This is a genomic window from Flavobacterium hankyongi (assembly GCF_036840915.1).
GTDB classification, from domain to species: Bacteria; Bacteroidota; Bacteroidia; order Flavobacteriales; family Flavobacteriaceae; genus Flavobacterium; species Flavobacterium hankyongi.
In genome coordinates this window covers 1,981,165-2,007,146 of record NZ_CP085725.1, presented here as the reverse complement: position 1 = coordinate 2,007,146, position 25,982 = coordinate 1,981,165, and the positions used below count along the sequence as shown (strand labels likewise).

At 32.3% G+C, this 25,982-nt stretch carries 24 protein-coding genes; 13 read left to right on the top strand and 11 right to left on the bottom strand.

Annotated elements, in window-relative coordinates; all coding sequences use genetic code 11:
* The first annotated feature begins 4 nt into the window (after window positions 1-4).
* The 8 genes from LJY17_RS09335 to LJY17_RS09300 all read left to right on the top strand — a co-directional run bounded on the left by LJY17_RS09335 (window position 5) and on the right by LJY17_RS09300 (window position 7,242).
* On the top strand, window positions 5-2,002 hold the full coding sequence (locus tag LJY17_RS09335) for a TonB-dependent receptor plug domain-containing protein (RefSeq protein WP_264543563.1): 1,998 nt from the start codon (window positions 5-7) through the stop codon (window positions 2,000-2,002).
* A gap of 11 nt (window positions 2,003-2,013) precedes the next feature.
* On the top strand, window positions 2,014-2,355 hold the full coding sequence (locus LJY17_RS09330) for a heavy-metal-associated domain-containing protein (protein WP_264543562.1): 342 nt from the start codon (window positions 2,014-2,016) through the stop codon (window positions 2,353-2,355).
* Window positions 2,356-2,448: 93 nt separating this feature from the next.
* Window positions 2,449-2,739 (top strand): hypothetical protein, encoded by a 291-nt coding sequence (locus LJY17_RS09325; RefSeq protein WP_264543561.1) that lies wholly within the window; start codon window positions 2,449-2,451, stop codon window positions 2,737-2,739.
* A 61-nt stretch (window positions 2,740-2,800) separates the two neighbouring features.
* Window positions 2,801-4,402, top strand: a complete 1,602-nt coding sequence (locus LJY17_RS09320; RefSeq protein ID WP_264543560.1) for a SulP family inorganic anion transporter — start codon at window positions 2,801-2,803, stop codon at window positions 4,400-4,402.
* A gap of 4 nt (window positions 4,403-4,406) precedes the next feature.
* Window positions 4,407-5,048, top strand: a complete 642-nt coding sequence (locus LJY17_RS09315; protein WP_264543559.1) for a carbonic anhydrase family protein — start codon at window positions 4,407-4,409, stop codon at window positions 5,046-5,048.
* A gap of 29 nt (window positions 5,049-5,077) precedes the next feature.
* Window positions 5,078-5,713, top strand: coding sequence for a carbonate dehydratase (gene can, locus LJY17_RS09310; protein WP_264543558.1), 636 nt, complete (start codon window positions 5,078-5,080; stop codon window positions 5,711-5,713).
* A 78-nt stretch (window positions 5,714-5,791) separates the two neighbouring features.
* Complete coding sequence (locus tag LJY17_RS09305) at window positions 5,792-6,469, top strand: DedA family protein (protein WP_264543557.1); 678 nt, start codon at window positions 5,792-5,794, stop codon at window positions 6,467-6,469.
* An 11-nt stretch (window positions 6,470-6,480) separates the two neighbouring features.
* On the top strand, window positions 6,481-7,242 hold the full coding sequence (locus LJY17_RS09300) for a DUF2490 domain-containing protein (RefSeq protein WP_264543556.1): 762 nt from the start codon (window positions 6,481-6,483) through the stop codon (window positions 7,240-7,242).
* A 55-nt stretch (window positions 7,243-7,297) separates the two neighbouring features.
* Here the strand turns inward: LJY17_RS09300 and LJY17_RS09295 are convergent, their stop codons facing one another.
* From LJY17_RS09295 to miaB, 11 genes are all read right to left on the bottom strand, one after another.
* Entirely contained in the window at window positions 7,298-9,670 is a 2,373-nt protein-coding gene (locus LJY17_RS09295) for a hypothetical protein (RefSeq protein ID WP_264543555.1), read from the bottom strand.
* Window positions 9,671-9,806: 136 nt separating this feature from the next.
* Entirely contained in the window at window positions 9,807-10,100 is a 294-nt protein-coding gene (locus tag LJY17_RS09290) for a hypothetical protein (protein WP_264543554.1), read from the bottom strand.
* Between the two features lie 264 nt (window positions 10,101-10,364).
* Entirely contained in the window at window positions 10,365-10,859 is a 495-nt protein-coding gene (locus LJY17_RS09285) for an STM3941 family protein (RefSeq protein WP_264543553.1), read from the bottom strand.
* Window positions 10,860-10,968: 109 nt separating this feature from the next.
* Window positions 10,969-12,597, bottom strand: coding sequence for a chaperonin GroEL (gene groL, locus LJY17_RS09280; RefSeq protein WP_264543552.1), 1,629 nt, complete (start codon window positions 12,595-12,597; stop codon window positions 10,969-10,971).
* Window positions 12,598-12,643: 46 nt separating this feature from the next.
* Window positions 12,644-12,919 (bottom strand): co-chaperone GroES, encoded by a 276-nt coding sequence (locus tag LJY17_RS09275; protein WP_073310092.1) that lies wholly within the window; start codon window positions 12,917-12,919, stop codon window positions 12,644-12,646.
* Window positions 12,920-13,060: 141 nt separating this feature from the next.
* A complete protein-coding gene (gene secG / locus LJY17_RS09270; protein WP_264543551.1) occupies window positions 13,061-13,432 on the bottom strand; it encodes a preprotein translocase subunit SecG in 372 nt (123 codons plus the stop codon).
* A gap of 6 nt (window positions 13,433-13,438) precedes the next feature.
* Window positions 13,439-14,461 carry a tetratricopeptide repeat protein gene (locus LJY17_RS09265; protein ID WP_264543550.1) on the bottom strand — a complete coding sequence of 341 codons (1,023 nt, stop codon included), beginning with the start codon at window positions 14,459-14,461 and terminating at the stop codon, window positions 13,439-13,441.
* 3 nt (window positions 14,462-14,464) lie between these two features.
* A complete protein-coding gene (locus tag LJY17_RS09260) occupies window positions 14,465-14,968 on the bottom strand; it encodes an LptE family protein (RefSeq protein ID WP_264543549.1) in 504 nt (167 codons plus the stop codon).
* A gap of 29 nt (window positions 14,969-14,997) precedes the next feature.
* Window positions 14,998-16,257 (bottom strand): sigma-54 interaction domain-containing protein, encoded by a 1,260-nt coding sequence (locus LJY17_RS09255; protein ID WP_264543548.1) that lies wholly within the window; start codon window positions 16,255-16,257, stop codon window positions 14,998-15,000.
* 16 nt (window positions 16,258-16,273) lie between these two features.
* Window positions 16,274-16,798 (bottom strand): YcxB family protein, encoded by a 525-nt coding sequence (locus LJY17_RS09250; protein ID WP_264543547.1) that lies wholly within the window; start codon window positions 16,796-16,798, stop codon window positions 16,274-16,276.
* Between the two features lie 32 nt (window positions 16,799-16,830).
* Window positions 16,831-18,285, bottom strand: a complete 1,455-nt coding sequence (gene miaB / locus LJY17_RS09245) for a tRNA (N6-isopentenyl adenosine(37)-C2)-methylthiotransferase MiaB (RefSeq protein WP_264543546.1) — start codon at window positions 18,283-18,285, stop codon at window positions 16,831-16,833.
* Between the two features lie 210 nt (window positions 18,286-18,495).
* Here miaB and topA point away from each other — a divergent pair, with 210 nt between their 5' ends.
* The 5 genes from topA (at window position 18,496) to gldM (ending at window position 25,953) form a co-directional block, all read left to right on the top strand.
* The gene (gene topA / locus LJY17_RS09240) at window positions 18,496-20,982 is read left to right on the top strand and encodes a type I DNA topoisomerase (protein ID WP_264543545.1); all 2,487 of its coding nucleotides are present in this window, start codon (window positions 18,496-18,498) and stop codon (window positions 20,980-20,982) included.
* Between the two features lie 3 nt (window positions 20,983-20,985).
* Complete coding sequence (locus LJY17_RS09235) at window positions 20,986-22,131, top strand: formimidoylglutamase (RefSeq protein WP_264543544.1); 1,146 nt, start codon at window positions 20,986-20,988, stop codon at window positions 22,129-22,131.
* Window positions 22,132-22,277: 146 nt separating this feature from the next.
* Window positions 22,278-23,666: a gliding motility lipoprotein GldK gene (gldK, locus tag LJY17_RS09230; protein ID WP_264543543.1), complete on the top strand. Its 1,389-nt coding sequence runs from the start codon at window positions 22,278-22,280 to the stop codon at window positions 23,664-23,666.
* Between the two features lie 50 nt (window positions 23,667-23,716).
* Window positions 23,717-24,364, top strand: a complete 648-nt coding sequence (gene gldL, locus LJY17_RS09225) for a gliding motility protein GldL (protein WP_264543542.1) — start codon at window positions 23,717-23,719, stop codon at window positions 24,362-24,364.
* Between the two features lie 56 nt (window positions 24,365-24,420).
* Window positions 24,421-25,953, top strand: a complete 1,533-nt coding sequence (gldM, locus tag LJY17_RS09220; protein ID WP_264543541.1) for a gliding motility protein GldM — start codon at window positions 24,421-24,423, stop codon at window positions 25,951-25,953.
* The last annotated feature ends 29 nt before the right edge of the window (window positions 25,954-25,982 follow it).

Sequence of the window (25,982 nt, the reverse complement as noted above, 5' to 3'; positions counted from 1 at the left end):
TTCAATGAAAAATATAATCATGTTTTTTGTTGTTTTCCTTTCAATCAAGGCTTCTGCACAAGTACAAGATACTTTACAGACAGTAAAAGTAGAAGCAAAACGAGGAAAAGTACAAAAATCATTACTTAAAGCAACAAACACTACAGTTTTAACAAGCAAAGAACTCTTAAAAGCAGCTTGTTGTAATTTGGCCGAAAGTTTTGAAACTAATCCATCAATCGATGTGAATTTTTCTGATGCTTTAACTGGTGCCAAACAAATAAAAATGCTTGGACTTACAAGTCCATACTTATTAATTGCCGAAGAAAACATACCATCTGTACGAGGAGCTTCGCAAGCTTTTGGTTTGTCTTTTACACCCGGAACTTGGGTTGAAAGTATTCAAATCACTAAAGGTGCAGGAAGTGTTATAAATGGTTACGAAAGTATTTCGGGTCAAATTAATACTGAACTTTTAAAACCGCTTAAAGAAATCCCTTTCTATCTTAATGTTTATGGTTCTACCGACTCTCGTTTCGAAGTTAATACACATGTAACTCAAAAAGTGAATGATAAATGGGCTACAAGTTTGTTACTTCATGGAAATATGCGTGTATCAAAAAACGACATGAATAATGATGGTTTTTTGGATAATCCGCTAGGAAATCAAATCAATGTAATGAATCGTTGGCAGTATGCTAACCCTGAAAAAGGTTGGGTGAGTTTTTTGAATTTCAGATATATGAATGACGAAAAACAAACGGGTCAATTAGGGTTTGATCCTAATAAACATAAATTTTCTAATGCATTTTGGGGTTCAGAGATAAATACTCAGCGTTTCGATTTTTCATCAAAAATTGGATACGTTTGGGCAGATATGCCTTATCAAAGTATTGGCTTTCAAAATGCTTTTACATCGCATGAGCAAGATTCTTATTTTGGATTAAGAATGTATGATATTAAGCAAAAGAGTTTTTATTCTAATTTGATTTTCAATTCGATTATCAATAACACGATGAATAAATTCGCAACTGGTTTAAATTTTACTTCAGATGTGTACCAAGAAGTTGTTGACGCTTCAGATGTGGGTAGAAAAGACACTTCTTTAGGAGCTTTTTTTGAGTATACTTATGATAATTCAGATAATTTTAGTTTCATCTTGGGAGGGCGTGCAGATTATCACAATCGTTTAGGTTTTTTTGTAACTCCGCGATTGCATGCTCGTTATAATCCTTGGACTGATGGTGTACTTCGTTTCTCTGTTGGAAGAGGAAAAAGATCAGCCAACATATTTGCAGAAAATCAGCAATTCTTTGGGAGTTCAAGAGCTTTTAATGTTCTAGATAATTCAGGAAAGATTTATGGTTTAGATCCTGAAATTGCTTGGAATTATGGGTTTGGATTTTTACAAAAGTTCGATTTATTTGGAATGAAGTCAGATGCTTCAGTAGATTTTTATAGAACAGATTTCCAAAATCAAGTCGTAGTAGATGCTTTTCAGTCCAATAATCAGGTAAGTTTTTATAATTTAAATGGAAAATCCTTTGCAAATAGCTTGCAAGTTGAATTTAATACCGAAATTATAAAACATCTTAATTTCCGATCTGCTTATAAATATTATGACATTATGACGAGTTATAATTCTGGAGATTTTCAAAGACCTTTACAAGCAAAGCATCGCTTCTTTACAAATTTAGAATTTGAAACTCATATAAAAGAAAAAGGACAACAGTGGCGTTTTGATTATACATTGAACTGGATAGGAAAACAACAATTGCCAAATACAGCTGGAGAATTTTCTCAGTTTTCTCCATCATTTATTGTAATGAATTCGCAAATTACTCGTACTTTTTCATCAGTATTTGAGATGTATGTGGGAGCTGAGAATTTAGGTAATTACAAGCAAGATAAAGCTATTGTTGGTATAGGGAATCCTTTTGGAACAACTTTTGATACTTCTGTAGTATATGCGCCAATTTTTGGTAAAATGTTTTATGCAGGTTTACGATTTAAAGTGAAATAATTATTATAGATATGAAAAATATAATTTTAGTAGTGATGTTGATGATTGGTTTGACATCATTTGCACAAGAGAAAAAAAATAAAAATGCTAAGTATAACATTGAAGTAAATGGGAACTGTGAAATGTGTAAAAAACGTATTGAAAAAGCTGCTTTTTCTGTACCTGGAGTAAAAAGTGCTACATGGCATAATGATGATCATATGCTTCATTTGATTGTTAATGAAGAAAAATGCGACATAAGCAATATAGAAAAAGCTATTGCAAAAGTAGGTCACGATACAAAAAATGTAAAAGCGACAAATGAAGATTATGATAAGCTTCACGGTTGTTGCCAATACGAAAGAATCAAATAGATTTCTGTAAAATCCTCGTGTAGTAACGAGGATTTTTTTTAATAAAATGTTAATCCTTCTTTTTTAAGTGTCATATTTGACTATATTCGCGCCATGAAGTTTTTTACTAAAATAGTATTAGCGGTATTTATTTTCTTCCAGTTTTCAACGGTTATTACTTGTGTAATCAATGAGGCTAGCGGAGCAAAATTCTCTTATACTATTACTGAGGAAGAAGAACATCATCAAAAGACAAAACAGATTATTTCGGAATATATAATAGGACATGAAAATTTCGGAGGCTTATTTGCCGAATCACTATTAAAAGAAATTCCAGACTTTTATTTACTCAAAAACTATCGAGTAAATAAACACATAGACCTTTTGCCACCAGAGCAAGTTTAAAATATTTATGATAGCCATAGGAGTATCTTGTGGTAAAATACTGTTTTAAATTTTTAAGGTTATGACAAAAAAGATAAATATTTTTGGAAACCTAGGTTCTGATTTACCTTCAGGATTAGTGGTTTTCCTTGTAGCTTTGCCTTTATGTTTAGGCATTGCATTGGCGTCTGGGGCGCCTTTATTCGCCGGAATTATTTCAGGAGTTGTAGGAGGAATTGTGGTTGGTTACTTAAGTAAATCACATCTCTCAGTTTCTGGTCCAGCTGCTGGTTTAACAGCAATTGTATTAACAGCTATTACTGATTTAGGAGGCTTTAACGTTTTCTTACTTGCAGTTTTAATTGCGGGCTTATTACAAATTGCTTTAGGATTTTTAAGAGCAGGATCTATTTCAAATTATTTTCCTAATAATGTGATTGAAGGAATGCTTGCAGGTATTGGGGTTATTATATTCCTAAAACAAGTTCCGCACGCTTTTGGTTATGATAAGGATTATGAAGGAGATTTAGCCTTCTTGCAACCTGATGGACAAAATACGTTTTCTGAAATCTTTTCAGTATTAGGAAACATTCACCTGGGAGCGACTATTATTACTATAATTTCTTTGACAATATTAATTGGCTGGAACAAAGTTCCTTTCTTAAAGAATTTGAAGTTAGTTCCTGCTGCATTAGTTGCTGTAATAGTAGGTATTGTTGTTAACCAAATTTTTATAGCTTCTGGATCTTCATTGGCAGTACTCCAAGATCATTTGGTTAAACTACCTGTGCCAACATCTTTCGATGAATTTAAACAAAGTTTTACTCTGCCTGATTTTACAGCTTTCACTAATCAAAAAGTTTGGATTGTTGGAATTACTATTGCTGTAGTGGCATCTATCGAAACATTACTTTGTATTGAAGCAGCAGATAGAATGGACAAATACAAACGCTATACTGATACTAATGTAGAATTAAAAGCACAAGGTATAGGGAATATGGTGAGTGCTTTGTTAGGAGGATTGCCAATGACTTCTGTAGTAGTAAGAACAACTGCAAATGCAAATGCAGGTGCCGAAACTAAAATGTCAGCTATTTTTCATGGTATTTTATTGATAGTTTGTGCTGTGGCAATTCCGTCAATTTTAAATATGATTCCATTGGCAACTCTTGCGGCCGTGCTTTTATTGGTTGGTTATAAATTAGCAAACCCTAGCGTGATTAAGCATTTTTATGGAAGAGGTAAATATCAATTCATTCCTTTCATTGCAACTATGCTGGCAGTAGTTTTTACCGATTTATTAAAAGGAGTTGCTTTAGGATTAATCATCAGTGTGATTTTTATTTTGAAAGGAAACATGCAACGTGCTTATAATTTTAGAAAAGAAGAGTATCAAGATGGTGATGTAATTCATATTGATTTAGCACAAGAAGTTTCTTTCTTGAACAAATCAGCTATCAAAGCAACTTTGGCATCAATTCCAGAAAATTCAAAAGTAATTATAAATGCTTCAGATACAGTGTATATAGCTCATGATGTTCTAGATTTGATAAAAGAATTTAAAAAGATTCGTGCCAAAGAAGAGAATATAAAGATTAAATTAGTGGGCTTTAAAGAGGCTTACGAATTAGAAAATACTGGAGAAGAAGAAAAGCACATTTACGTACAACACACAACAAAATAATAATATGAGAACTTTAAATAAAGAATTACAATCACAAATAACTCCAAAAAAAGCTTTAGAAATCTTAAAAGAAGGAAATCATCGCTTTGTTAATAATCTAAAATTACACAGGGATTTATTAGAGCAAGTGAATGCAACAAGTGAAGGGCAGTGGCCATTTGCTACAATTTTAAGCTGTATTGATAGCCGTACATCAGCAGAATTAATTTTCGATCAGGGATTAGGAGATGTTTTTTCAATTCGTATTGCCGGAAATGTTGTAAATACAGATATCTTAGGAAGTATGGAATTTGCTTGTAAAGTGGCAGGTTCTAAATTAATTGTGGTTTTAGGACATACAAAATGTGGAGCTGTAAAAGGAGCTTGTGATCATGTAGAAATGGGTAACTTAACAGAACTTTTATCTAAATTACAACCTGCTGTTTATGAAGAACAACAAACAAAACAGGAGAGAAGTTCTAAAAATCCAGAATTTGTGGAAAATGTTGCTCAAATTAACGTGAAGAGAACTGTTAAATCTATATTGCAAAGAAGTCATATCTTGGCTGAGATGATAGAAAATGGTGAAATTGGTATCATCGGAGCGATGTATAATGTCGAAACTGGAGATGTTGAATTTTATAACGACACAGAATTTGTAAAATAGGATTTTCAGTTAAAGGTAATAGTAAAAGTATGAGTGATTTTTATAAAAAAATATTAGAAAATAATAAAAAGTGGGTAGAGGATCAATTGGCTATTGATAAAGATTATTTCAAAGATTTATCAAAAGGTCAAACCCCACCTCTTTTATGGATTGGTTGTTCGGACAGCCGTGTTCCAGCAAATGAAATAATTGGAGCTAAACCGGGAGAAGTTTTTGTACATCGCAATATTGCCAACATGGTAGTGCATAGTGACATGAATATGTTGAGCGTTTTAGATTATGCTGTAAATGTTCTAAAAGTTACACATGTTATCGTTTGCGGACATTATGGCTGTGGAGGTGTTAAAGCAGCTATGGGAAATACTTCTTATGGAGTAATTGACAATTGGATTCGTCATATAAAAGATATTTTTAGATTCAATAAAGAAAAATTAACACCTATTGAAAACGAAGAAGAACGTTTTAATAAATTCGTAGAATTGAATGTTAAAGAACAAGTTCTAAATTTGGCTAAAACATCTATCGTACAAACAGCTTGGAAAAACGGGCAAGAGTTGTATTTACACGGATGGGTTTACGGATTAAATTCTGGTTATGTAACAGATTTAGAAGTAAATTTTTCTAAAAACGAAGATTTACACGAACTATATCAGTTAGATATTTAAGAATTATTTATTATTTAAAAAATAAGGCGATTGTGCTAAATGTAGTACCTTCGCCTTTTATAAAATTACATATCACTGATGAACGATTTCAATTGGTTACAATTACTTAATCCAGAGTTTTATATCTTATTAGAATTTGGAGGAATTAAAATAGGTTTACTAGTTGTTTTATTTATAGTTTTTGCCGAAACAGGATTGCTTGCCGGATTCTTTTTACCTGGAGACAGTTTATTGTTTTTAGCTGGAATTTACAGCGAGACTTTAATGCAACAAATTTCTTTAGGAAATGATTTCTTAAATGTTACTGTGTTTGCACTAATGGTTTCAATCATGGGGATTTTAGGTAATATGGCTGGGTACTGGTTTGGAGCTAAAAGCGGGACTTATCTTTATAATCGAAAAGATTCGTTTTTGTTTAAAAAGAAGTATTTATATCAAGCGAAAGAGTTCTTTGAAAAGTACGGTAATAGAGCTATTGTTTTTGCCCGATTTTTACCTATCGTAAGAACATTTGCACCAGTTATCGCTGGGATTGTATCAATGGACAAAAAGAAATTCATGTTCTATAATATTATAGGTTCTTTTTTATGGTCATATTCCATGATTTTTTCTGGTCACTATTTGCACCAATTCTTTTTAGATCAGTATAATATCGATTTAAAACACTATATCGAGTATATTGTTTTAATTATTGTGGCATTTACTACGTTTCCAGTACTTTGGAAAATTTTTAAAAAACGAGTACACATCGAATAAAATTTTAAAATATGTATAAGATTATTAGATTAAGAGCAATAGTTCTTTTTTTAATGATGTTCAGTTCTAGTTATTCTCAACAAATTTCAAATAATACTAATGTTTGGCTACATTATTCAGGAAAGAATAAATTTTCTGAAAAGTTATCACTTACATTAGAAGCCTCATTGAGGTTTGCCAATGGTTTTTCAGAAAAGCAACAATGGTTTATACGGCCATCGTTAGATTATCAGTTTTCAAAATCATTTGTAGCAAGTATAGGGTATACGTATTATGATACCTATGTTTATGGAGAAATTCCAATGAATAAATTAACTACGCCTGAGCATCATGCTTGGATTCAAGGAGTATTTACTCATAATTTGAGGGATTTTAAATTAACGCACCGATTAAGAGACGAAAGTAGATTTGTTGGTATTGCAACAGTAAACAACCAAGGTGATTTAGAAATTTCAAATTTTGAATATAGAAATCGCCTTCGTTATATGTTTTTGGTTAATCATCCATTAATCAAAAAAAATGATAAGACGAAGCTGTTTGCTTTAGCAGGGGATGAAGTTTTTGTGAATTTAGGGGTAAAAGATGCTAAAACAGCAGTACAACAAAACAGAATTATTGCCGGTTTTGGATATAATTTTAATCCAAATCATCAGATTCAGTTGAGTTACATTCATCAAAACATTTGGAATTTAAAAAATACTTTAGTAGAGGATAACCTAACAATTAGAATATCATACATCACCAATTTTGATTGGTACAAGAAGGAAGAATAAAAAAAGAAACCCCGATTATGAAATCGGGGTTTCTTTTTTTAATGTTGTATAATTATTATGGCTTAATCTCAATTGATTTAGATAAAAGCAATCCAGAACTATCAATTCCTTCTATTATTAGTGTTATGTTTTCATCAGTCACTCTCGGTAGTGTAACTTCAAAAGCTCCATTTTCATTAGTATTAGTTTTAGGATTCCAGAAAAATGTACCAAAATCAATAAAACTTTTATTGGTGAAGTTTACAGGTATTGTATTTTTAAACAATAGAGATGGTGTAAATCCACTATCACAAATGAAGTTTTTTGATACAGATTTTTGTGATCCTTTACCCATAAAAGATTTTTTAGTAAAGATGTGTATTACACCGCTAGCACCATTACTTCCCGTTCCATATCCTCTTTTATTAATGTAAATTTCATCAACTTCTTCTAAGCTCATGCCGTAAAGTATGCTTAAATCTATAATAGGGGAATTGTTCATCATTATTGTTGGTTGGTTGTCATTTCTAAAACTTAAATTGGTTCTTGATCTAATGCTTACGTCTGTTCCTGAGGTGTTTATATCATATCCTTTGCTTCTTAAAAAAGTAATTACATCGTTATAGCTTTTTATAATGTCGCTATTAATTTTATAGCCATCGGAAAAGCCGTTCAAATAAGGGGATTTTCTATTATTTACAAGCTTTTGCTTTCTTACTTCTGTTTTATTGATGTGAATTGAATCAAGTAAATGACTGTTTTTGTTTAAAATAGGTAGATTTATTGCGTTTAAATCTTCTTTTTTGAGTATGTTTTCTGGACAATATGACTTTATGTTGATAGGTTTAAAGAATGTGCTTTTTGGTTTAACTAAATTGTAAACAGCAGAAAACTCTTTAGTTTTACCATTTTTATTATACATTGTCAGATGCACAGAAGTAGAATCATCAACAATAAGATTTTTAAAGCTAAACTCATTTTTCTCATTAATATCTGAGAGTATACTTTTTCCAGTTAAAATACTTAAAAGTTGTATTTTATGATCTTTATTGTCAATTTGGGTATTGATTTTTCCATTAAGAGTTAATCCATTTTCTGCTTCGAATTTTTCTACAGGGAAATTCATGTTGTTTATAAAATTGTATTTATACTTTACGGTTTGTAATGCATTGTCAAGCTCAAAATGTCTTAGTCTATTATAATCATTTAAATAGTAAGAGATATTATTTAACTCTTTATTTAAACAATTATTGATTTTTAAGCTAGAATAAATACTGTTTTTTTCTGGTTTTGAAATAGACTTAGATGGTAAAATGCTATAACTAACTTCTCCTAATTTAAAATTACTTTTAAAGGTATATTTAATAGAATCTTTGGTAATTCTTTTGTTAATAATTTCAATACTGTTATTAGAATTTGAATTATGATTGTAGTATAATCTTTCGGATAATATTTCCTTTTTTTCGTTAGTAATTACAAAATTGTTTATTCCGTAATTAAGATCTTTTTTAAAAAAAGCTAATCTTTTTGACGAGTTTCCTTCGTCAAAATTTATTTTAATCAATTCTATATTACCTAAATGCTGTATTCCGAACCAAATTTTTTCTTTTTTGGTTAAAGTTGATGAGTTTGACTTTATTTCAATAAATAATGTTCCAGAATTATAATTGTCGTTAATACTAATAATATATCCTTCTTTAGTAGGTTTTCGTATTGTTTTTTCAGATATAACAGAATTGTTTTTTTGTATTTTTATTTTGTAGTTCGAATCTTTAGTGTTTAAAAGATTAAACTTGCCAATACCTTCTTTATTTGTTGAAAAAGAAGTTATAGTTTTATTTTGATTGTTTTGAACTTGGATGTTTTCAATTACACCTCCTAATCCATTGCAGTCTTTAATATCTACTATAATCGAATTGTCGGTGTCCTCTAGTAATATTCCTGATTCAGGGAAGTAATTAATGTTAACTTTATTAATATCAAATTTAGGTAGTAAATTACTAACGTAGTTCGAAGGATTAATAATGGTGATTTCGTAGGTAGAAGATTCGTCCTCACTAAAATTATTCATATGATTAGTAAAAAAGCGAAAATAATATTTCCCAGATTCGGTTATTTTTTCAGTTTTGTAATGACCAAAAAAAGTGCTGTTTTCAGAATAAAGCAACTTCGAATCTATTTTTTCTTTTTTAGAATTATACAATTCCATTATTATATTCGAAGATTTAATATTTGGTAAGTTACTAACCTTATCTATTACATAGCCTTTGAACCAAATTATTTCTGTTGTTGGGTATACAGTTTTGTCAAATTGAACATGTATGTTTTCTCTTTCTAACTTGAAGTAATTTGCATTGTTTTCAATAATTGATTTCTCATCAAAAGATTCTTGCGCACGAATAGTTACAAAAGACGACAGAAATATTAGGCAAAGTAGGATTTTATTCATTTTTTTGATTTTTTGCAAAAATAAAGATCTTATTATTTCTAGTAGAGTTTTTTATACGAAATTTCGTAAAAGCATTTAATTCGTTTAAGAAAAAGTATTTAGGAAATAGGAGATTTAGACTAACAGAGGTAAAATATTAGTCTACTTTAATACTATAATTATTTGAGGCTATGTTGTCACACATTTCTGTAGAACCGTCAGTACTATAATTTGGCCGAGCTTTTATTTTTACAGTAAATGAATATGTTCCAGTAGTATTAGGAGCTCCATAAAAATTAATTCCGTTACTATTGAATTTCTTATAGTTTATTCCTGGAGGTAAGTTTCCTTCTATTAAAATATCAGATATATAGTAATTATCTGTACTCGTGTTTTCCATCTCGAAAGTAATGTTGTCATTATATTGTTGAAAAGCTACTGCTGTGTTCATTTCTTTTGAAATTAGTTTAGGCCTTATTCCAAGTAGGCAATCCGTTGAGTTTTTATCACAATTGGTAACAGTAATAAGTAGGAATAAAAGATATAATGATCTAAATATTGTTTGTGTTTTCATTGTAATCTATAGATGCTTGAAAATTTTTGTTTTATTAAAACTCGGTTCACTTTTTTATGAAATAAGGATGAGTCTTGTTTGTGACGAGGATTAAAAATTCCCGCTATCTGTTATATAAAAAGAAAAATCTTTTACGTTTTTTTATTTAAACTTAGATAATGTTTCGAGAAGCTCTTTTGGATTAATATCAATTTGATTTAAGTCTATGGCTATTGGGCTACCTTTGTCTTTATTCATTTGAGTTACCATCCCTTTTGTAAACCAAGGTTTGTTTTTAATGAATTTTTCAGGATTTTTGACAAATATGAATAGATGTGGAGAGCCACCACTTTTTAAAACTTCAAAATTTGTTATTTCATTCCATGTAATTAGACCAGCATTAGCAAGGCTAATATTGTCTATTAATCCATCATTGTTAATTATCAAAGCTGGTGATGTTTTGTTGGTTTTTTTTAAAGCATTTATGAAGAATAAAATCATTAATATACAATAAAGAAAAAGTAAAATTGATATAATAATATTTGTTTCTGTATTCTTGATTGCAACTCTTACTACAGGTATAAATGTTAATGGAATAAGTAGTAATAATTTATTAAAAGATTTTTTGTTTCTGGGGATGTTTATGTTTGATGTCATTATTTGAGACTTTCATGGATTTGAATAAAAATACATTAAATAAATTAATGATAGTAAAAAAAGCCGCTCTTGCGAACGGCTTTAAAAATATTTTGGTCAATCTCTTTGATTACATCATTCCTGGCATTCCGCCACCCATTGGCATTCCTGCAGGAGCATCTTCTTTAATGTCGATTAAAGCACACTCTGTAGTTAGAATCATCCCAGAAACTGATGCAGCATTTTCTAAAGCTACACGCGTTACTTTTTTAGGATCAATGATTCCCGCTTCAAGCATGTCTACATACTCATCCGTTTTGGCGTTGTAACCAAAGTTGTCTTTGCCTTCCGCTACTTTTGCCACTACTACAGAACCTTCTAAACCAGCATTTTCAACAATAGTTCTCAAAGGAGATTCGATAGCGCGAGAAACGATTTGTACTCCAGTAGCTTCGTCTGCATTTTCAGTTTTGATATTGGCTAAAGCAGATTTGGCGCGTAATAAAGCGACACCGCCACCAGCAACGATACCTTCTTCAACCGCTGCGCGAGTAGCATGTAAAGCATCATCTACACGGTCTTTTTTCTCTTTCATTTCCACTTCAGAAGCAGCACCAACATAAAGAACAGCAACACCACCAGCTAGTTTAGCCAAACGTTCTTGTAGTTTTTCACGGTCATAATCTGAAGTAGTTGACTCCATTTGTGCTTTGATTTGGTTTACACGATTTTTGATCATTTCGTTTTCACCAGCGCCATTTACTAGAGTTGTATTGTCTTTGTCGATAGCAACTTTTTCAGCAGTTCCTAACATTTCTAATGTAGCGTTTTCAAGAGTGTAACCGCTTTCTTCAGAAATTACAGTACCACCAGTCAAAATAGCGATGTCTTCTAGCATAGCTTTTCTTCTATCACCAAAGCCTGGTGCTTTAACCGCAGCAATTTTTAAGGCACCACGTAATTTGTTTACTACTAAGGTAGATAATGCTTCACCATCAACATCTTCAGCAATAATTAATAGTGGTTTGCTTGATTGTGCAACTGGTTCAAGAATTGGTAATAATTCTTTTAACGAAGACACTTTTTTGTCGTATAATAAAATGTAAGGTCTTTCTAATTCAACCTCCATTTTTTCAGTATTAGTAACGAAGTAAGGAGATAAATATCCTCTGTCAAACTGCATGCCTTCAACAACGTCAACGTAAGTATCTGTACCTTTTGCTTCTTCCACAGTGATTACCCCTTCTTTTCCTACTTTACCAAAAGCAGTAGCAATTAAATCACCAATTACATCATCGTTATTAGCAGAAATTGAAGCTACTTGTTTGATCTTATCGGTAGAAGAACCTACTTCTTTAGCTTGTTTGCCAAGATCTGTAACGATAGCCTCAACAGCTTTGTCGATACCACGTTTTAGATCCATTGGATTTGCACCAGCGGCAACATTTTTCAATCCTTCTTTAACAATAGCTTGTGCTAAAACAGTAGCCGTTGTAGTTCCGTCACCCGCTAAATCGTTGGTTTTTGACGCTACTTCTTTTACCATTTGCGCACCCATGTTTTCAAGAGTGTCTTTCAATTCTACTTCTTTAGCCACAGAAACACCATCTTTAGTTACATGAGGTGCTCCAAAAGATTTAGAGATAATAACGTTACGTCCTTTAGGTCCTAATGTTACTTTTACTGCATTAGCTAATGCATCTACACCGCGTTTTAATCCGTCACGTGCTTCAATATCAAATTTTATATCTTTTGCCATTTTCTTGTTTATTTTTGTGTTTGTTGATTCATTAATTTGTTTTCGATTAGATGATTGCTAAAATATCTTCCTCACGCATAATTAAATAATCTTTTCCTTCAAATTTTAAATCAGTTCCAGCATATTTTCCGTATAAAACAGTGTCGCCAACCTGAACCGTCATAGGTTGGTCTTTTTTTCCGTTTCCTACAGCTACCACAGTTCCTTTTTGAGGTTTTTCTTTGGCTGTATCAGGGATAATAATTCCAGAAGCTGTTTGAGTTTCTGCAGCTGCCGGTTCCACAATAACGCGGTCTGAAAGTGGTTTAATGTTTAATGCCATAATTGTATTATTTATGTTATTATTATTTTGATGTTTGGATTGTTTCAGAAATTATGCCAAGGCAAAAAATCTGTCAAATTTACCAAATAAAAATGCCAGCACTGACAGGCTGGCATTTTTTATCTTTAAATCTAAAAAAAATTATTTTTTCTCTTCGGTTGCTGGTTTAGTAGCATCTGTAGCTGGAGCAGTTTTGTTGTCTGAAGCAGCTGGAGCAGAAGAAGGGATAGCAGGAGCAGTTACAGCGCTCTCATCAATTACTTTTGAACCAGTGTCGCTAGAACTTCCATTGAAGCTTAAGCTTGATAATAAAATTAAAGCAATTAATGCAGCTCCTAAATACCAAGTACTTTTATCTAAGAAGTCAGTTGTTTTTTGTACTCCACCCATCATTTGTGAACTTCCAAAAGTTGAAGATAATCCTCCTCCTTTAGGGTTTTGAACCATAATTACCACGACTAGTAAAAAACAAACTATAGTGATTAAAACTAAAAAAATCGAAAATGTACTCATTGTTAACTATTTGTTATTTTGTTGTAATTCTTTAATGTCTAAAATTCGGTTTGCAAATAAACTACTTTTTTCTGGATATTTCAAAATTAATATTTCATATGCTTGGATTGCTTTTGAATATTTTTTTTGCTCTAAATATATTTTCGCTAAAGTTTCAGTCATTAAATAAGGAGTCTCCTCTTTTTTCGTCAGATAACCTGGTAATGGAAGATTGTCTTTAGGTGCAGGGATTTTAGGGTTTGACTCTATGAACCTATCAATCAAATCCATTTTAGAATTTGATTTTTCTGACTTTTCTTCTTTTTTATCAGTTGTAGAGTTTGTTTCGATAACATTTGAAGTTTCTTCAGCAGTTTCTTCTCTCTCTATAGGTTTAGCTTTAGATAATTGAAGCCATTCTTGAAAAGAATGTGTTTCGTTTTTGCTAAAAGTAACTGGTGTTGGTTGAACTTCTTCAACTTCGACAGTGTCTTCTAACCACGAAATTTTTTCTTTCATTTCCATTAACTCGTTATCTGTTACTTCTAATTCTTCTGGTAAAGCCTCTTTTATTGATTGTAAAATTGATTTTTCTAATATTGATTCTGGTTTCTCTTGCTTTTCTTCGTTGATTATGTTGTCTCTAGTATTTGCTGTTGCAATTTCTATTGATTCTAAAACGGATTGCTCAAGTTTATTTATTGTTGATTCAGATTTTTTTTCTGTTTTTTCAATTGTAATTTCCTTTTCTTCAACCTCTATAGGCTTGATTTGTTCGTCATTTACTTTATTGATTTCTTTTTGAATACTGATAAATTCTTCAGAGGTAATAAAGTTAAAAAGTACAGTTCTGTCAGTTGTGTGTGCTGCCGTTGTTTTTAAAGCTGAATTGTACTTAAAGCTGTCTTGTTTAAAAAGACCTTTTAAATATATGCTCCTTGCACTCTGAAAATAAGGAAACTCATCAAGAATTTTACTTAAATCTTGCGTTTGATTTTCATTGATTGCATCAGGTTTGCTAAGCAAATATGTAAATTCAGCAACGTTCATAATTTACCATTTGGCTAAAGTGTCGTTGAACATGTCTTGAGTAATTCGCTCAAAAATTTCATCTAATGCAGTTCTTAGTTGAGACCCAGTAAGTTGTTGCTCGCCCGGATAATCATAGAAGAACGAAAAACGTTTTTCGAAATCGTCTTCAGATTTGTTTTTATTTGAAAACCTAAGGTTTACAGTTATTGTTAATCTGTTTTGGGCGGCTGTTAAATTGGCAGTAGAGGTCATTGGACTTATTCTGTAATCTACAATTTCTCCTTCATAGACTAGATCCCCGTCTGTGTTTGTAAGGGTTAAATTGGTTTGATTTTGAATTAAATCCTGTAAACGTAATGTAAAGGTTCTTTCAATTCCTGGTTCTATTAACTCAGAAACATTTTGAAAGTAATTTACCTGAAAAGTTTTAGCGTCAATTTTTCCAGTTCCTGTAAAGTTGTAAACAGAACAACCACTCAAAAGGAAAGAAATAGAGGCAAATATTATGTAATAGATTTTTCTCATGTTAAAGCACCAAAGATATTAAAATGGAATTACAAATCGAATTGTTTAATTTTTCTATACAGCGTTCTTTCTGAAATTCCCAATTCATCCGCAGCCGCTTTACGTTTTCCTTTATTACGTTCTAATGCTTTTTTGATGAGCTCGATTTCTTTTTGGTCTAAACGTAATGAATCTTCTTCTTCAATTGTATCGGCAAAAATATAGTTGTCATCGTCATCAATATATTCTTCGTCTACTTGATTGTTTGTACTAGGAATTACAGATACAATTGGTTGTTCCTCGAAAAGAATTCCAGTTTCACTTTCTTTAGTATTTCCGTATACTTTTTGAATCAAGCTTGGATTTATATCCTGTACTTTCGAACCACTTTTCATTAGTTCCAAAGTAAGTTTCTTTAAATCGTTTAAGTCGCTTTTCATGTCAAAAAGGACTTTGTAAAGAATATCTCTTTCGGTAGAAAAATCACTTTCTGGTTTTTTCCCAATTACAGAAGGTAAATTACTTCCTTCGACAGGTAAATATGATGTCAATGTTTGAAGCGAAATATCTCTATTGGTTTCTAATACGGAAATTTGTTCAGCAACATTTCGCAATTGACGAATATTTCCGCTCCAACGGTATTTTAGTAAATATTGTACAGCCTGATCTTCTAATTTGATAGGAGGCATTTTGTATTTATGGGCAAAATCGGAAGCAAACTTTCTGAACAATAAGTGGATGTCCTCTCTGCGTTCACGAAGTGGTGGTAAGCCTATTTCTACTGTACTTAAACGGTAATATAAGTCTTCGCGAAATTTCCCTTTTTCTATCGCTTCAGCCATATTTACGTTAGTAGCAGCTACGATTCTAACATTAGTTTTTTGTACTTGTGATGAACCAACTTTGATGAATTCGCCATTTTCAAGAACACGCAATAAACGTACTTGTGTGGTTAAAGGAAGTTCGCCAACTTCATCAAGGAAGATGGTTCCGCCATCAGCCACTTCAAAATATCCTTCGCGAGTTGCAGTTGCTCCTGTAAATGATCCTTTCTCATGACCAAACAATTCGCTGTCTATTGTTCCTTCTGGAATTGCTCCACAGTTTACCGCAATGTATTTGCCATGCTTACGATGTGATAAAGAATGAATTATTTTTGGAATACTTTCTTTACCAACACCACTTTCACCAGTAACTAATACCGAAATATCTGTAGGAGCTACTTGAATGGCTTTTTCAATAGCACGGTTTAGTTTGGGATCATTACCAATAATCTCAAATTTTTGTTTTGTGGCTTGAACGTTTTCCATTTGTCTTAGTTTAAGTTTATTTTAAACTTTTTTGGATATTTAAAGAATTAAGGAACTTTTTCAGTTCTTCAATTTTTTCTTTTTTTTGTTGGTTTTTGTCTAAAGCGACTGCCTGATAATCGTTTGTAAATATCAAAAACCAATTTTTGGTTTCCTTTATTTTTTTTAACTCATTCCAATTGTATACGTTATTGAAATTTTCGCCTTCTATTTTGAATTCAGTAGTGTCAAAAATGTAATTTACATTTTCAAAAAACCTTCTTTTTTCTAAATGAGCTTTTTGAGCAGATTTTTTTAAAGAGTTCCAAATAAAATATGGGACGAGTATAAGAATTAGTATAGGGAGAAATTCCTTTAAATCTATTTGAGAACTTTCTTTAACACCAAAGGGATTCATTATGTTTACTATCAAGTTAAAAATGATTGCTACCGAAACTAAAATCATGAAGTATTTTAATTTGCTGGTAATAAGAACCAAAATGTTTGCTTTTGCAATTTGATTCGAATCTAAACTTTGATTTATAACTATTCCTTCATTCATATTTGTTAAAGCTTCTAACTCAAAATCTTAAATTAATTTGTTTGCATGTTACTATACCCAATAGCTTCACCTATTAAAGTAGCGGTTGTGCAATCAGTTACTTTTACTAATACGAAATCTCCTGCTTTGTAGTTTTCTTTAGGGAAAACGGTTACCACATTTTCTGAATTTCTTCCTGACCAATGTGTATTTGATTTTTTAGACTCTTTCTCAATCAAGACTTCTACAATTTGATCTTTAAAACGAGCAGTTCGTTTTGCGCTTAATTCTTGTTGTAAATCAACAACTTCTTGTAAGCGACGCATTTTGTCAGATTCAGGAACATCATCTTCCATTTTACGAGCTGCTAAAGTTCCTGGTCTTTCAGAATAAGCAAACATATAACCAAAGTCATATTCTACATATTCCATCAAGCTTAAAGTGTCTTTGTGATCTTCTTCAGTTTCTGTAGGGAAACCAGTAATCATATCTTGCGAAATTGAACAGCCTGGAATAATGCGTTTGATTTTATCAACCAATTCCATATATTCTTCACGTGTGTGTTGACGGTTCATTTCTTTTAAGATTCTCGTGCTTCCAGATTGTACTGGTAAGTGAATGTAGTTACAAACATTGTTATATTTAGCAATTACATGTAACACTTCTTCGTGCATATCCTGAGGATTCGATGTCGAAAAACGGAAACGCATTTTAGGGAATTGAATCGCACACATTTCCAATAATTGAGCAAAGTCAACTGCAGTAGCTTTTTGCATTTCGGTAGCTTTTTCGAAATCTTTTTTCAAGCCACCACCATACCAAAGGTAACTGTCTACATTTTGTCCTAAAAGGCAAATTTCTTTGAAACCTCTATCCCATAAATCCTGAATTTCTTCAATGATAGATTGTGGTTCACGACTACGCTCACGACCTCTTGTAAAAGGTACGACGCAAAATGTACACATATTGTCGCAACCCCTTGTGATAGATACAAAGGCATTAATTCCGTTTGAATTTAAACGCACTGGTGAAATATCTCCATATGTTTCATCTTTTGAAAGAATAACATTAATAGCATCACGACCTTCTTCGACTTCTTTTAAAAGATTTGGTAAATCTTTGTAAGCATCAGGGCCTACTACCATGTCAACAATTTTTTCCTCTTCAAGAAACTGGCTTTTCAAACGTTCTGCCATACAACCTAGAACTCCCACTTTCATTCCAGGATTAATACTGCGTTTTACTGCATTGTATTTTTCTAAACGTTTACGTACGGTTTGTTCTGCTTTATCACGGATTGAACAAGTATTTACTAATACTAAATCGGCTTCTTCCAGTTTTTGTGTAGTATTGTAACCTTGTTCAGTCAAGATTGAAGCTACGATTTCACTATCCGAAAAATTCATAGCACAACCATAACTTTCTATAAAAAGTTTTTTTGTATTTCCTTCTTTTTCCTGTAAAACTAGGCTAGTACCTTGTTTCTTTTCATCAATTTCCTTTTCCATAAATTTCCTTTGCGTAAAATGTGAGTGCAAAGATAATACTAAATTTTATTTTCTGACAAGATGTCAGATTTCTTTAACATTATTTAGGGGCGTTATTGTATATATAATAGGTATGATATCGATAAAACGCTATCTTTTGACCTAAATATTTTTTCAAAAAGGCAATATTTAAAAAAAACCCATACTTTTGCCGGAGAAATAAAATTGTAAATGGCAAAGAATTTAGTCATCGTTGAGTCGCCTGCAAAGGCAAAAACTATTGAAAAATTTTTAGGAAAAGAATTTCAGGTTGAATCAAGTTATGGTCATATCGCTGATTTACCTTCTAAAGAAATAGGAGTAGATGTGGATAATAACTTTAAACCAAAGTATGAAGTCTCTCCTGACAAAAAAGCATTGGTTAAAAAACTCAAGGACTTATCTAAAAATGCCGAAATGGTTTGGTTGGCATCCGATGAAGACCGCGAAGGGGAAGCTATTTCTTGGCACCTAGCGGAAGAATTAAAATTAGATCCTAAAAAAACCAAACGTATTGTTTTTCACGAAATTACTAAATCGGCTATCCAAAAAGCAATTGAAAATCCAAGAGGAATCAATTATGATTTGGTAAATGCTCAACAAGCAAGACGCGTATTAGATCGTTTGGTAGGTTATGAATTATCCCCAGTACTTTGGAAAAAAGTAAAAGGCGGTTTGTCTGCTGGACGTGTGCAATCAGTTTCTGTTCGTTTGATTGTTGAACGTGAGCGTGAAATTCAAAATTTTAAAGCGGAAGCATCTTATAGTATTACTGCCGAATTTACAAATGAAGCAGGGAAAGCATTCAAGGCAAAATTGCCTAAAAACTTTGCAACAAAAGCAGAAGCTGAAAAATTCTTGCAACAAAATATTGGTTCTATATATAAGGTAGCAGATTTAGAAACTAAACCGACTAAAAAATCACCTGCTGCACCTTTTACAACATCTACACTACAACAGGAAGCCGCTCGTAAATTGTATTTGCCAGTTGGAATTACAATGCAAATTGCACAGCGTTTGTATGAGGCCGGATTAATTACTTATATGAGAACAGATAGTGTGAATCTTTCTCAAGAAGCAATGGCTGCTGCTCAAGCAGAAATTACAAGTTACTATGGAGCTGAATATAGTAAGCCAAGAAATTTCAATACAAAATCTAAAGGAGCACAAGAAGCACACGAAGCGATTCGTCCTACTGATATGTCGCGTCATACAATTGATATTGATAGAGATCAAGCTCGTTTATATGATTTGATTTGGAAAAGAACATTGGCTTCGCAAATGAGCGATGCGCAATTAGAGCGTACTAACGTAAAAATAGAAGCAAATAATCATAAAGAAACGTTTACTGCAACAGGTGAGGTTATCAAATTTGAAGGATTTTTAAAAGTATATCTTGAAGGAAATGATGACGATGAAGAGCAAGAAGAAGGAATGTTACCTACATTAAAAGTAAACGAAAATTTAAAAAATAATTATATTACAGCTACTGAGCGTTTTTCAAGAGCTGCTGCACGATACACTGAGGCTTCTTTGGTGAAAAAATTAGAGGAATTGGGAATTGGACGTCCATCTACATACGCACCAACCATTTCTACTATCATCAACAGAAACTATGTTGAAAAAGGAAACTTCGAAGGTCAAGAACGTAAGTATAATCAAATTACTTTAAAAGGTTCTGATGTTACTGCGCAGGTTTTAAAAGAAAACGTAGGTTCTGATAAAGGTAAATTAGTGCCAACAGATATCGGAATCATTGTAAATGATTTCTTAGTTAAAAATTTTGAAACCATTTTAGATTATAATTTCACGGCTAAAGTAGAACAAGATTTTGACGAAATCGCCGAAGGAAATATCGAATGGGCAAAAATGATGAATGATTTTTACAATCATTTCCATCCAAATGTTCAGGATGTTGAGAAAAATGCCGAAAGAGAAAGTGGTGAGCGTATATTAGGAATTGATCCAAAGTCTGGAAAACAAGTTTCTGTTCGTTTAGGTAAATTTGGACCTATGGTGCAAATTGGTGATGCTGATGATGAGAATAAGCAATTTGCTAGTTTGCGTGCAGAGCAAAATATTAGTACAGTTACTTTAGAGGATGCTTTGAACTTATTTTTATTGCCTAAAAATTTAGGTATGTATAAAGGAGAAGAAGTAGAAGTGAATAATGGTCGTTTTGGGCCTTATGTTCGTTTCGGGAAAACTTTTATTTCATTGCCAAAAGGTGAGGAGCCTTTGGATGTTACTCTTGAAAGAGCGCAAGAATTAATTGATGAGAAAAATCAGGCTGATGCTCCTATAGGACAATATAAAAATATGGATGTCCAAAAAGGTGTCGGACGTTTTGGTCCGTTTATCAAATGGAACGGAATTTTCATCAACGTAAATAAAAAATACAATTTCGATAAATTATCGACTTCAGATATTGCTGAACTAATTGAAGATAAATTACAAAAAGATATTGATAAGGTTATTCATAATTGGGAAGAAGAAGGTATTCGCGTAGAAAAAGCACGTTGGGGACGTTCGGTAATCTTAAAAGGAAAAACTAAAATCGAATTAAATAAAGATATCGACGCTACTGCTCTTACCTTAGATAAGGTAAGAGAAATGATTGAAGCAAAAGCTCCAGCAAAAAAAACAGCTGCTAAAAAATCAACTGCTAAAAAGAAATAAGAAATGGTTTTTGATTTTTTTCAACCTCATGATGCTGATTTCTTAAATTTTATCAATGGCTTGCATAATCAAGCATTGGGTAAAAAAGTTGTTTTTAATACAGAATATGAATTCCCAAGTTTTAGTGAAGTTTCTATTGCTATAATAGGAGTTTTAGAAAATAGGGGTAATGAAGAATATAATAATGTGGTTGACTTAACTCATATTAGAAAGGAGTTTTATAGTCTTTTCCCAGGAAACTGGCAAGCTCAAATCATAGATTTAGGAAATATTCTTTCTGGTGATTCTATTGAAGATACATACTATGTGGTTAAGAGTGCTGTTTCACATTTAGTGAAAAATAAAATCATACCTATTATAATAGGAGGTTCTCAAGATTTGACTTATGCCATATATAGAGGCTATGATCAACTAGAACAAATGGTAAATTTAGTAGCTGTTGATAGCAAGTTTGATTTTGCTAAAGAAGTAAGTTCTTTGTCGGATTCTTATTTGACAAAAATGATTGTTGAGGAGCCTAATAATTTATTTAATTATAGTAATGTAGGATATCAAACATATTTCAATTCACAAGAGGAGATAGATTTGATTGAGAAATTATATTTTGATGCATATCGTTTGGGCGAAATTTCAAATGATTCGACAATTGCAGAGCCAGTTTTTAGAGATGCCGATTTAGTAAGTATTGATATGCGATCTGTAAAGTCGTCAAATTCTGCTAACTTTGTAGATTTTACACCAAACGGGTTTTCAGGAAAAGAAATATGTGTTTTGTCAAGATATGCAGGGATAAGCGATAAAGTCTCTTCTTTCGGAATATTTAATCATAACAGTACAAAAAATGAATCTGTTCTTATTGCGCAGATTATTTGGTATTTTATAGAAGGGTTTCATTATAGGTCAAATGAGTATCCATTTGGAACAAAAGAAAACTATATTAAGTATATAGTTACTCTTGAAGAAGAAGTAATATTCTATAAAAGCGATAAAACTGACCGTTGGTGGATAGAAATTCCACTTATATCGGGAGTGCACAATAAATTAAAAAAGTCTACGTTGTTGCCATGTACACACAAAGAGTATTTAGCCGCATGTAGTGGTGAAGTTCCTGAAAGATGGTGGAAAGCACAGCGAAAAAATTTAATATAAATCAATTTTTTAACAAGCATATCAATCTAAAAATAGTCTAAATAGAATTTTTTAAGATTTTTTTATGATTAGCTATTGTTTTTTTAGAAAATAATAAATAGGTTTACGCCCTTAAAACTATGAATACATACATAACCCAAATTTATATGAAGAAGTACATTTTATTAGCAGTATTGATTTCATTTTTATACAGCTGCGGATCAAAAGATAATGGTCAGCTAGTTGGTGTAAAAGGAAAAGCATGGCATCCTGAGAAGCCTTATGGGATGACATTGATTCCTGGTGGAGCTTTTATTATGGGTAAATCAGATGATGATTTAGCTAGTGTACAAGATGCGCCTACTAAAACCGTTACTGTTCGTTCGTTTTATATGGATGAAACAGAAATTACTAACAGTGAGTACAGACAGTATGTTCACTGGGTAAGAGATTCTATTGTTAGAATGCGTTTAGCTATTGCTGCTGATGAGCAAGGTCAAGGTGCTGGTGCTGATGCTAAATCTTCTAAAAAAGGTGGTAGTATTGGTGATTATGCATTCTTGGATTCTGATACTACTAATATGAGTGTATATGACAAGTATATGTATGATAACTATACAAGTATGGGTTCAGGTAACGATCCTTATGCTGGTAGAAAGTTAAATAAAAAAGTTCCTTTAAAATGGAAAACTAGCGAATATCCTGATGCTAGTTATACAGAAGTAATGGATTCTATGTATATTCCTGCTGAGGAAGCTTATAATGGATTGAGAACTATTGATGTGAATAAATTGGTTTTCAAATATAAGTGGATGGATATTCAAGCTGCTGCTAAAGCTAAGGTAGGTAAGAGAAAACAATTTATTCGTCAAGACTCTTCAATGGTATATCCTGATACTACAGTTTGGATTAAAGACTTCGCTTATTCATATAATGAGCCAATGCATAATGATTATTTCTGGCACCAAGCTTACGGTGAATATCCAGTAGTTGGTGTTACTTGGAAACAAGCTAAAGCATTTTGTGCATGGAGAACTTTATATCACAATGCTGAAAGAAAAAGACGTCATCAAAATTTTGTAAGTACTTACAGACTTCCAACAGAAGCTGAGTGGGAATATGCTGCTCGTGGTGGTTTAGAGTCTGGAACTTACCCTTGGGGAGGTCCTTATGCTAAAAATGACAGAGGATGTTATTTAGCTAACTTCAAACCAGTTCGTGGAGATTATGCAGCTGATCAAGCATTGTATACAGTTGAAGCTAATGCTTATGAGGCTAATGACTATGGTCTATATAATATGGCTGGTAACGTTTCTGAGTGGACTGAAACTTCATATGATCCTACAGCGTATGAGTTTGTCTCTACAATGAACCCTAACGTTTCTGATCAAAAGAACATGCGTAAAGTAATCCGTGGAGGATCTTGGAAAGACGTAGCTTACTATTTACAAGTGGGTACACGTGATTTTGAATATGCAGATTCAGCTAGAAGTTACATTGGTTTCCGTACTATTCAAGATTATATGGGCACAGACGTTACAGGTAACGCAAAATAATTTAACCAACTTTATTTTTTATATATTAACTTAACTTAAATTTATTTATTATGGCATTATTATCACCAAAAGTTATGAACTTCGCTTACGGTATGGGAGCGGCAGTAGTTATTATCGGGGCATTATTTAAAATCGCTCACTTTGAGATCGGACCTTTAACAGGTACAGTGATGTTAACTATTGGGTTAGTAACAGAAGCGGCTATTTTTGCAATTTCAGCATTTGAAGAGCCTGCAAAAGAATTGGATTGGTCTTTGGTTTATCCAGAATTAGCTGGTGGTGAAACGACTGGTAAAAAAGAAAAAAAGGAAGATCCTAAAGAAGCTCAAGGATTATTATCTCAAAAATTAGATGCTATGTTAAAAGAAGCTAAAATCGACGGTGAGTTAATGTCGAGCTTAGGAAATAGTATTAAAAATTTCGAAGGAGCTGCAAAAAGTATTTCTCCTACTGTAGATGCTATGGCTGGTCAAAAGAAATATGCTGATGAAATGATGGCAGCTGCAAGCAATATGGAGTCTTTAAATAGCTTATACAAAGCGCAATTGGATAGCGCTTCTCGCAATGCTGAGGCTAACAAAGAAATCGCCGAAAATGCTGCTAAATTAAAAGAGCAAATGCAATCAATGACTGCTAATATTGCATCATTAAACAACGTATATGGTGGAATGCTTTCTGCTATGAGTAACAGAGGATAATTAGTTTTTTAACTATATATAATTATTTATTTAACACAAAAAACTAATTTGAAAAAATGGCAGGAGGAAAACTAACCCCTAGACAGAAGATGATTAACCTAATGTACTTGGTTTTCATCGCGATGTTGGCAATGAATATGTCAAAAGAAGTGTTATCGGCTTTTGGTTTGATGAACGAAAAGTTTGATGCTTCAAATTCTTCGGCAGAGCAAACAAATGCTGGAATGCTTGCAGCATTAGATAAAAAAGCTGGTGAAGATGCGCACTTCGTTCAAGCTGCAACTGACGCAAAAAAAATCGCTAATATATCTAAAGAGTTTTATGCTTATATTGCTAATGTAAAGTCTGAAATTACTAAAGGTATAGAAGTAAATAAAGAAACTGGGAAATTACCTTACGAAGCAATGGATAAAGCAGATGCTATTGATCATGCTTTTTTCTCAGGTGAGGGATATACTCCTAAAGGAAAAGAATTTGTTGATAAATTCAATAAGTATGTTGCTGATATGAAGTCTGTAATTGGTAATAATTCAAAATTACAAGGTGTAGTGTCTGAAATTACTTCAAAATTTAAAACAGATGATGTTAAAAATAAAGAAGGAATTAAGGTTAAATTCTTAGATTACCATTTTAAGGGTTTTCCGGCTATTGCTTCTTTAGCAAAAATGACTTCGTACCAAAATGATGTTAAAAAAGCTGAAGCTGATATTTTTAGTATATTGTTAGGAAAAGCAGCTGTTGAGGCTTCTTCTATGAAAAATTTCACAGCATTAGTGGTTCTTGACAAAAATGCTTATTTTCAAGGTGAAAAAGTTACTGGTAAAGTAGTTTTAGGAAAGTATGATGCAAATACAAAGCCTACTGCTTTCAAAGGACCTGGTAAAATTGTTAATGGGCAAGCTCTTATTGATATGACAGCTGGTGGAGTAGGTGAACAAACGATTAATGGAGAATTTACTTTTACTGAAGATGGGCAAAGTATTCCATTAAAATTCGAAGGAAAATATGTTGTAGTTCCTCGCCCTAATTCAGCTACTATTTCAGCTGATAAAATGAATGTTGTTTACCGTGGTGTTCCTAACCCAATGTCAATTTCATTTGCTGGTGTAGCTGATAACAATGTGAATGCATCAGCTCCTGGAATGTCTAAAACTGGAAATGGTAAGTATGTTTTACGTGCTGGTGCTGGAACTTCTGTAATGATTAATGTTTCTGCTAAACTACCTGATGGTAAAGTAGTTTCTGATAAGAAAGAATTCCGTATCAAAGGTTTACCAGCTCCAACTGGAAAAATCCGTGGAGAGGTTGCTGCAAAAGGACCAAAATCTAACTTAGAAAACTGTACAATTTCAGCGGTTATGGAAGATTTCGACTTCCCTGTAGATGTAAATGTAACTCAGTTTAATATTAAAGTCCCTGGACAACCAACAATTGTTGTTTCTGGAAGCAAAATGGACGGTAGAGCTAGAGCTGCTATTCAAAAAGCTGGTCGTGGTGACGTAGTAGTTATCTCTGAAATTAAAGCTAGCTTCTCAGGAATTGACCAAGTAGCTAAGAGAGTTTCTACTTGTACTTTTGAAGTACAATAAATAAAAATAAATCTCGTTTAATTTATTAA

Bases quoted from the DNA above. Each gene is read 5' to 3' on its own strand.
- LJY17_RS09295 (WP_264543555.1), bottom strand. From the start codon at position 9,670: ATGAATAAAATCCTACTTTGCCTAATATTTCTGTCGTCTTTTGTAACT.
- can (WP_264543558.1), top strand. From the start codon at position 5,078: ATGAGTGATTTTTATAAAAAAATATTAGAAAATAATAAAAAGTGGGTA.
- gldL (WP_264543542.1), top strand. From the start codon at position 23,717: ATGGCATTATTATCACCAAAAGTTATGAACTTCGCTTACGGTATGGGA.
- LJY17_RS09325 (WP_264543561.1), top strand. From the start codon at position 2,449: ATGAAGTTTTTTACTAAAATAGTATTAGCGGTATTTATTTTCTTCCAG.
- secG (WP_264543551.1), bottom strand. From the start codon at position 13,432: ATGAGTACATTTTCGATTTTTTTAGTTTTAATCACTATAGTTTGTTTT.
- LJY17_RS09250 (WP_264543547.1), bottom strand. From the start codon at position 16,798: ATGAATGAAGGAATAGTTATAAATCAAAGTTTAGATTCGAATCAAATT.
- LJY17_RS09315 (WP_264543559.1), top strand. From the start codon at position 4,407: ATGAGAACTTTAAATAAAGAATTACAATCACAAATAACTCCAAAAAAA.
- groL (WP_264543552.1), bottom strand. From the start codon at position 12,597: ATGGCAAAAGATATAAAATTTGATATTGAAGCACGTGACGGATTAAAA.
- LJY17_RS09235 (WP_264543544.1), top strand. From the start codon at position 20,986: ATGGTTTTTGATTTTTTTCAACCTCATGATGCTGATTTCTTAAATTTT.
- LJY17_RS09260 (WP_264543549.1), bottom strand. From the start codon at position 14,968: ATGAGAAAAATCTATTACATAATATTTGCCTCTATTTCTTTCCTTTTG.
- LJY17_RS09285 (WP_264543553.1), bottom strand. From the start codon at position 10,859: ATGACATCAAACATAAACATCCCCAGAAACAAAAAATCTTTTAATAAA.
- LJY17_RS09300 (WP_264543556.1), top strand. From the start codon at position 6,481: ATGTATAAGATTATTAGATTAAGAGCAATAGTTCTTTTTTTAATGATG.
- LJY17_RS09330 (WP_264543562.1), top strand. From the start codon at position 2,014: ATGAAAAATATAATTTTAGTAGTGATGTTGATGATTGGTTTGACATCA.
- LJY17_RS09335 (WP_264543563.1), top strand. From the start codon at position 5: ATGAAAAATATAATCATGTTTTTTGTTGTTTTCCTTTCAATCAAGGCT.
- LJY17_RS09320 (WP_264543560.1), top strand. From the start codon at position 2,801: ATGACAAAAAAGATAAATATTTTTGGAAACCTAGGTTCTGATTTACCT.
- LJY17_RS09275 (WP_073310092.1), bottom strand. From the start codon at position 12,919: ATGGCATTAAACATTAAACCACTTTCAGACCGCGTTATTGTGGAACCG.
- LJY17_RS09255 (WP_264543548.1), bottom strand. From the start codon at position 16,257: ATGGAAAACGTTCAAGCCACAAAACAAAAATTTGAGATTATTGGTAAT.
- topA (WP_264543545.1), top strand. From the start codon at position 18,496: ATGGCAAAGAATTTAGTCATCGTTGAGTCGCCTGCAAAGGCAAAAACT.
- miaB (WP_264543546.1), bottom strand. From the start codon at position 18,285: ATGGAAAAGGAAATTGATGAAAAGAAACAAGGTACTAGCCTAGTTTTA.
- gldK (WP_264543543.1), top strand. From the start codon at position 22,278: ATGAAGAAGTACATTTTATTAGCAGTATTGATTTCATTTTTATACAGC.
- gldM (WP_264543541.1), top strand. From the start codon at position 24,421: ATGGCAGGAGGAAAACTAACCCCTAGACAGAAGATGATTAACCTAATG.
- LJY17_RS09305 (WP_264543557.1), top strand. From the start codon at position 5,792: ATGAACGATTTCAATTGGTTACAATTACTTAATCCAGAGTTTTATATC.
- LJY17_RS09265 (WP_264543550.1), bottom strand. From the start codon at position 14,461: ATGAACGTTGCTGAATTTACATATTTGCTTAGCAAACCTGATGCAATC.
- LJY17_RS09290 (WP_264543554.1), bottom strand. From the start codon at position 10,100: ATGAACACAGCAGTAGCTTTTCAACAATATAATGACAACATTACTTTC.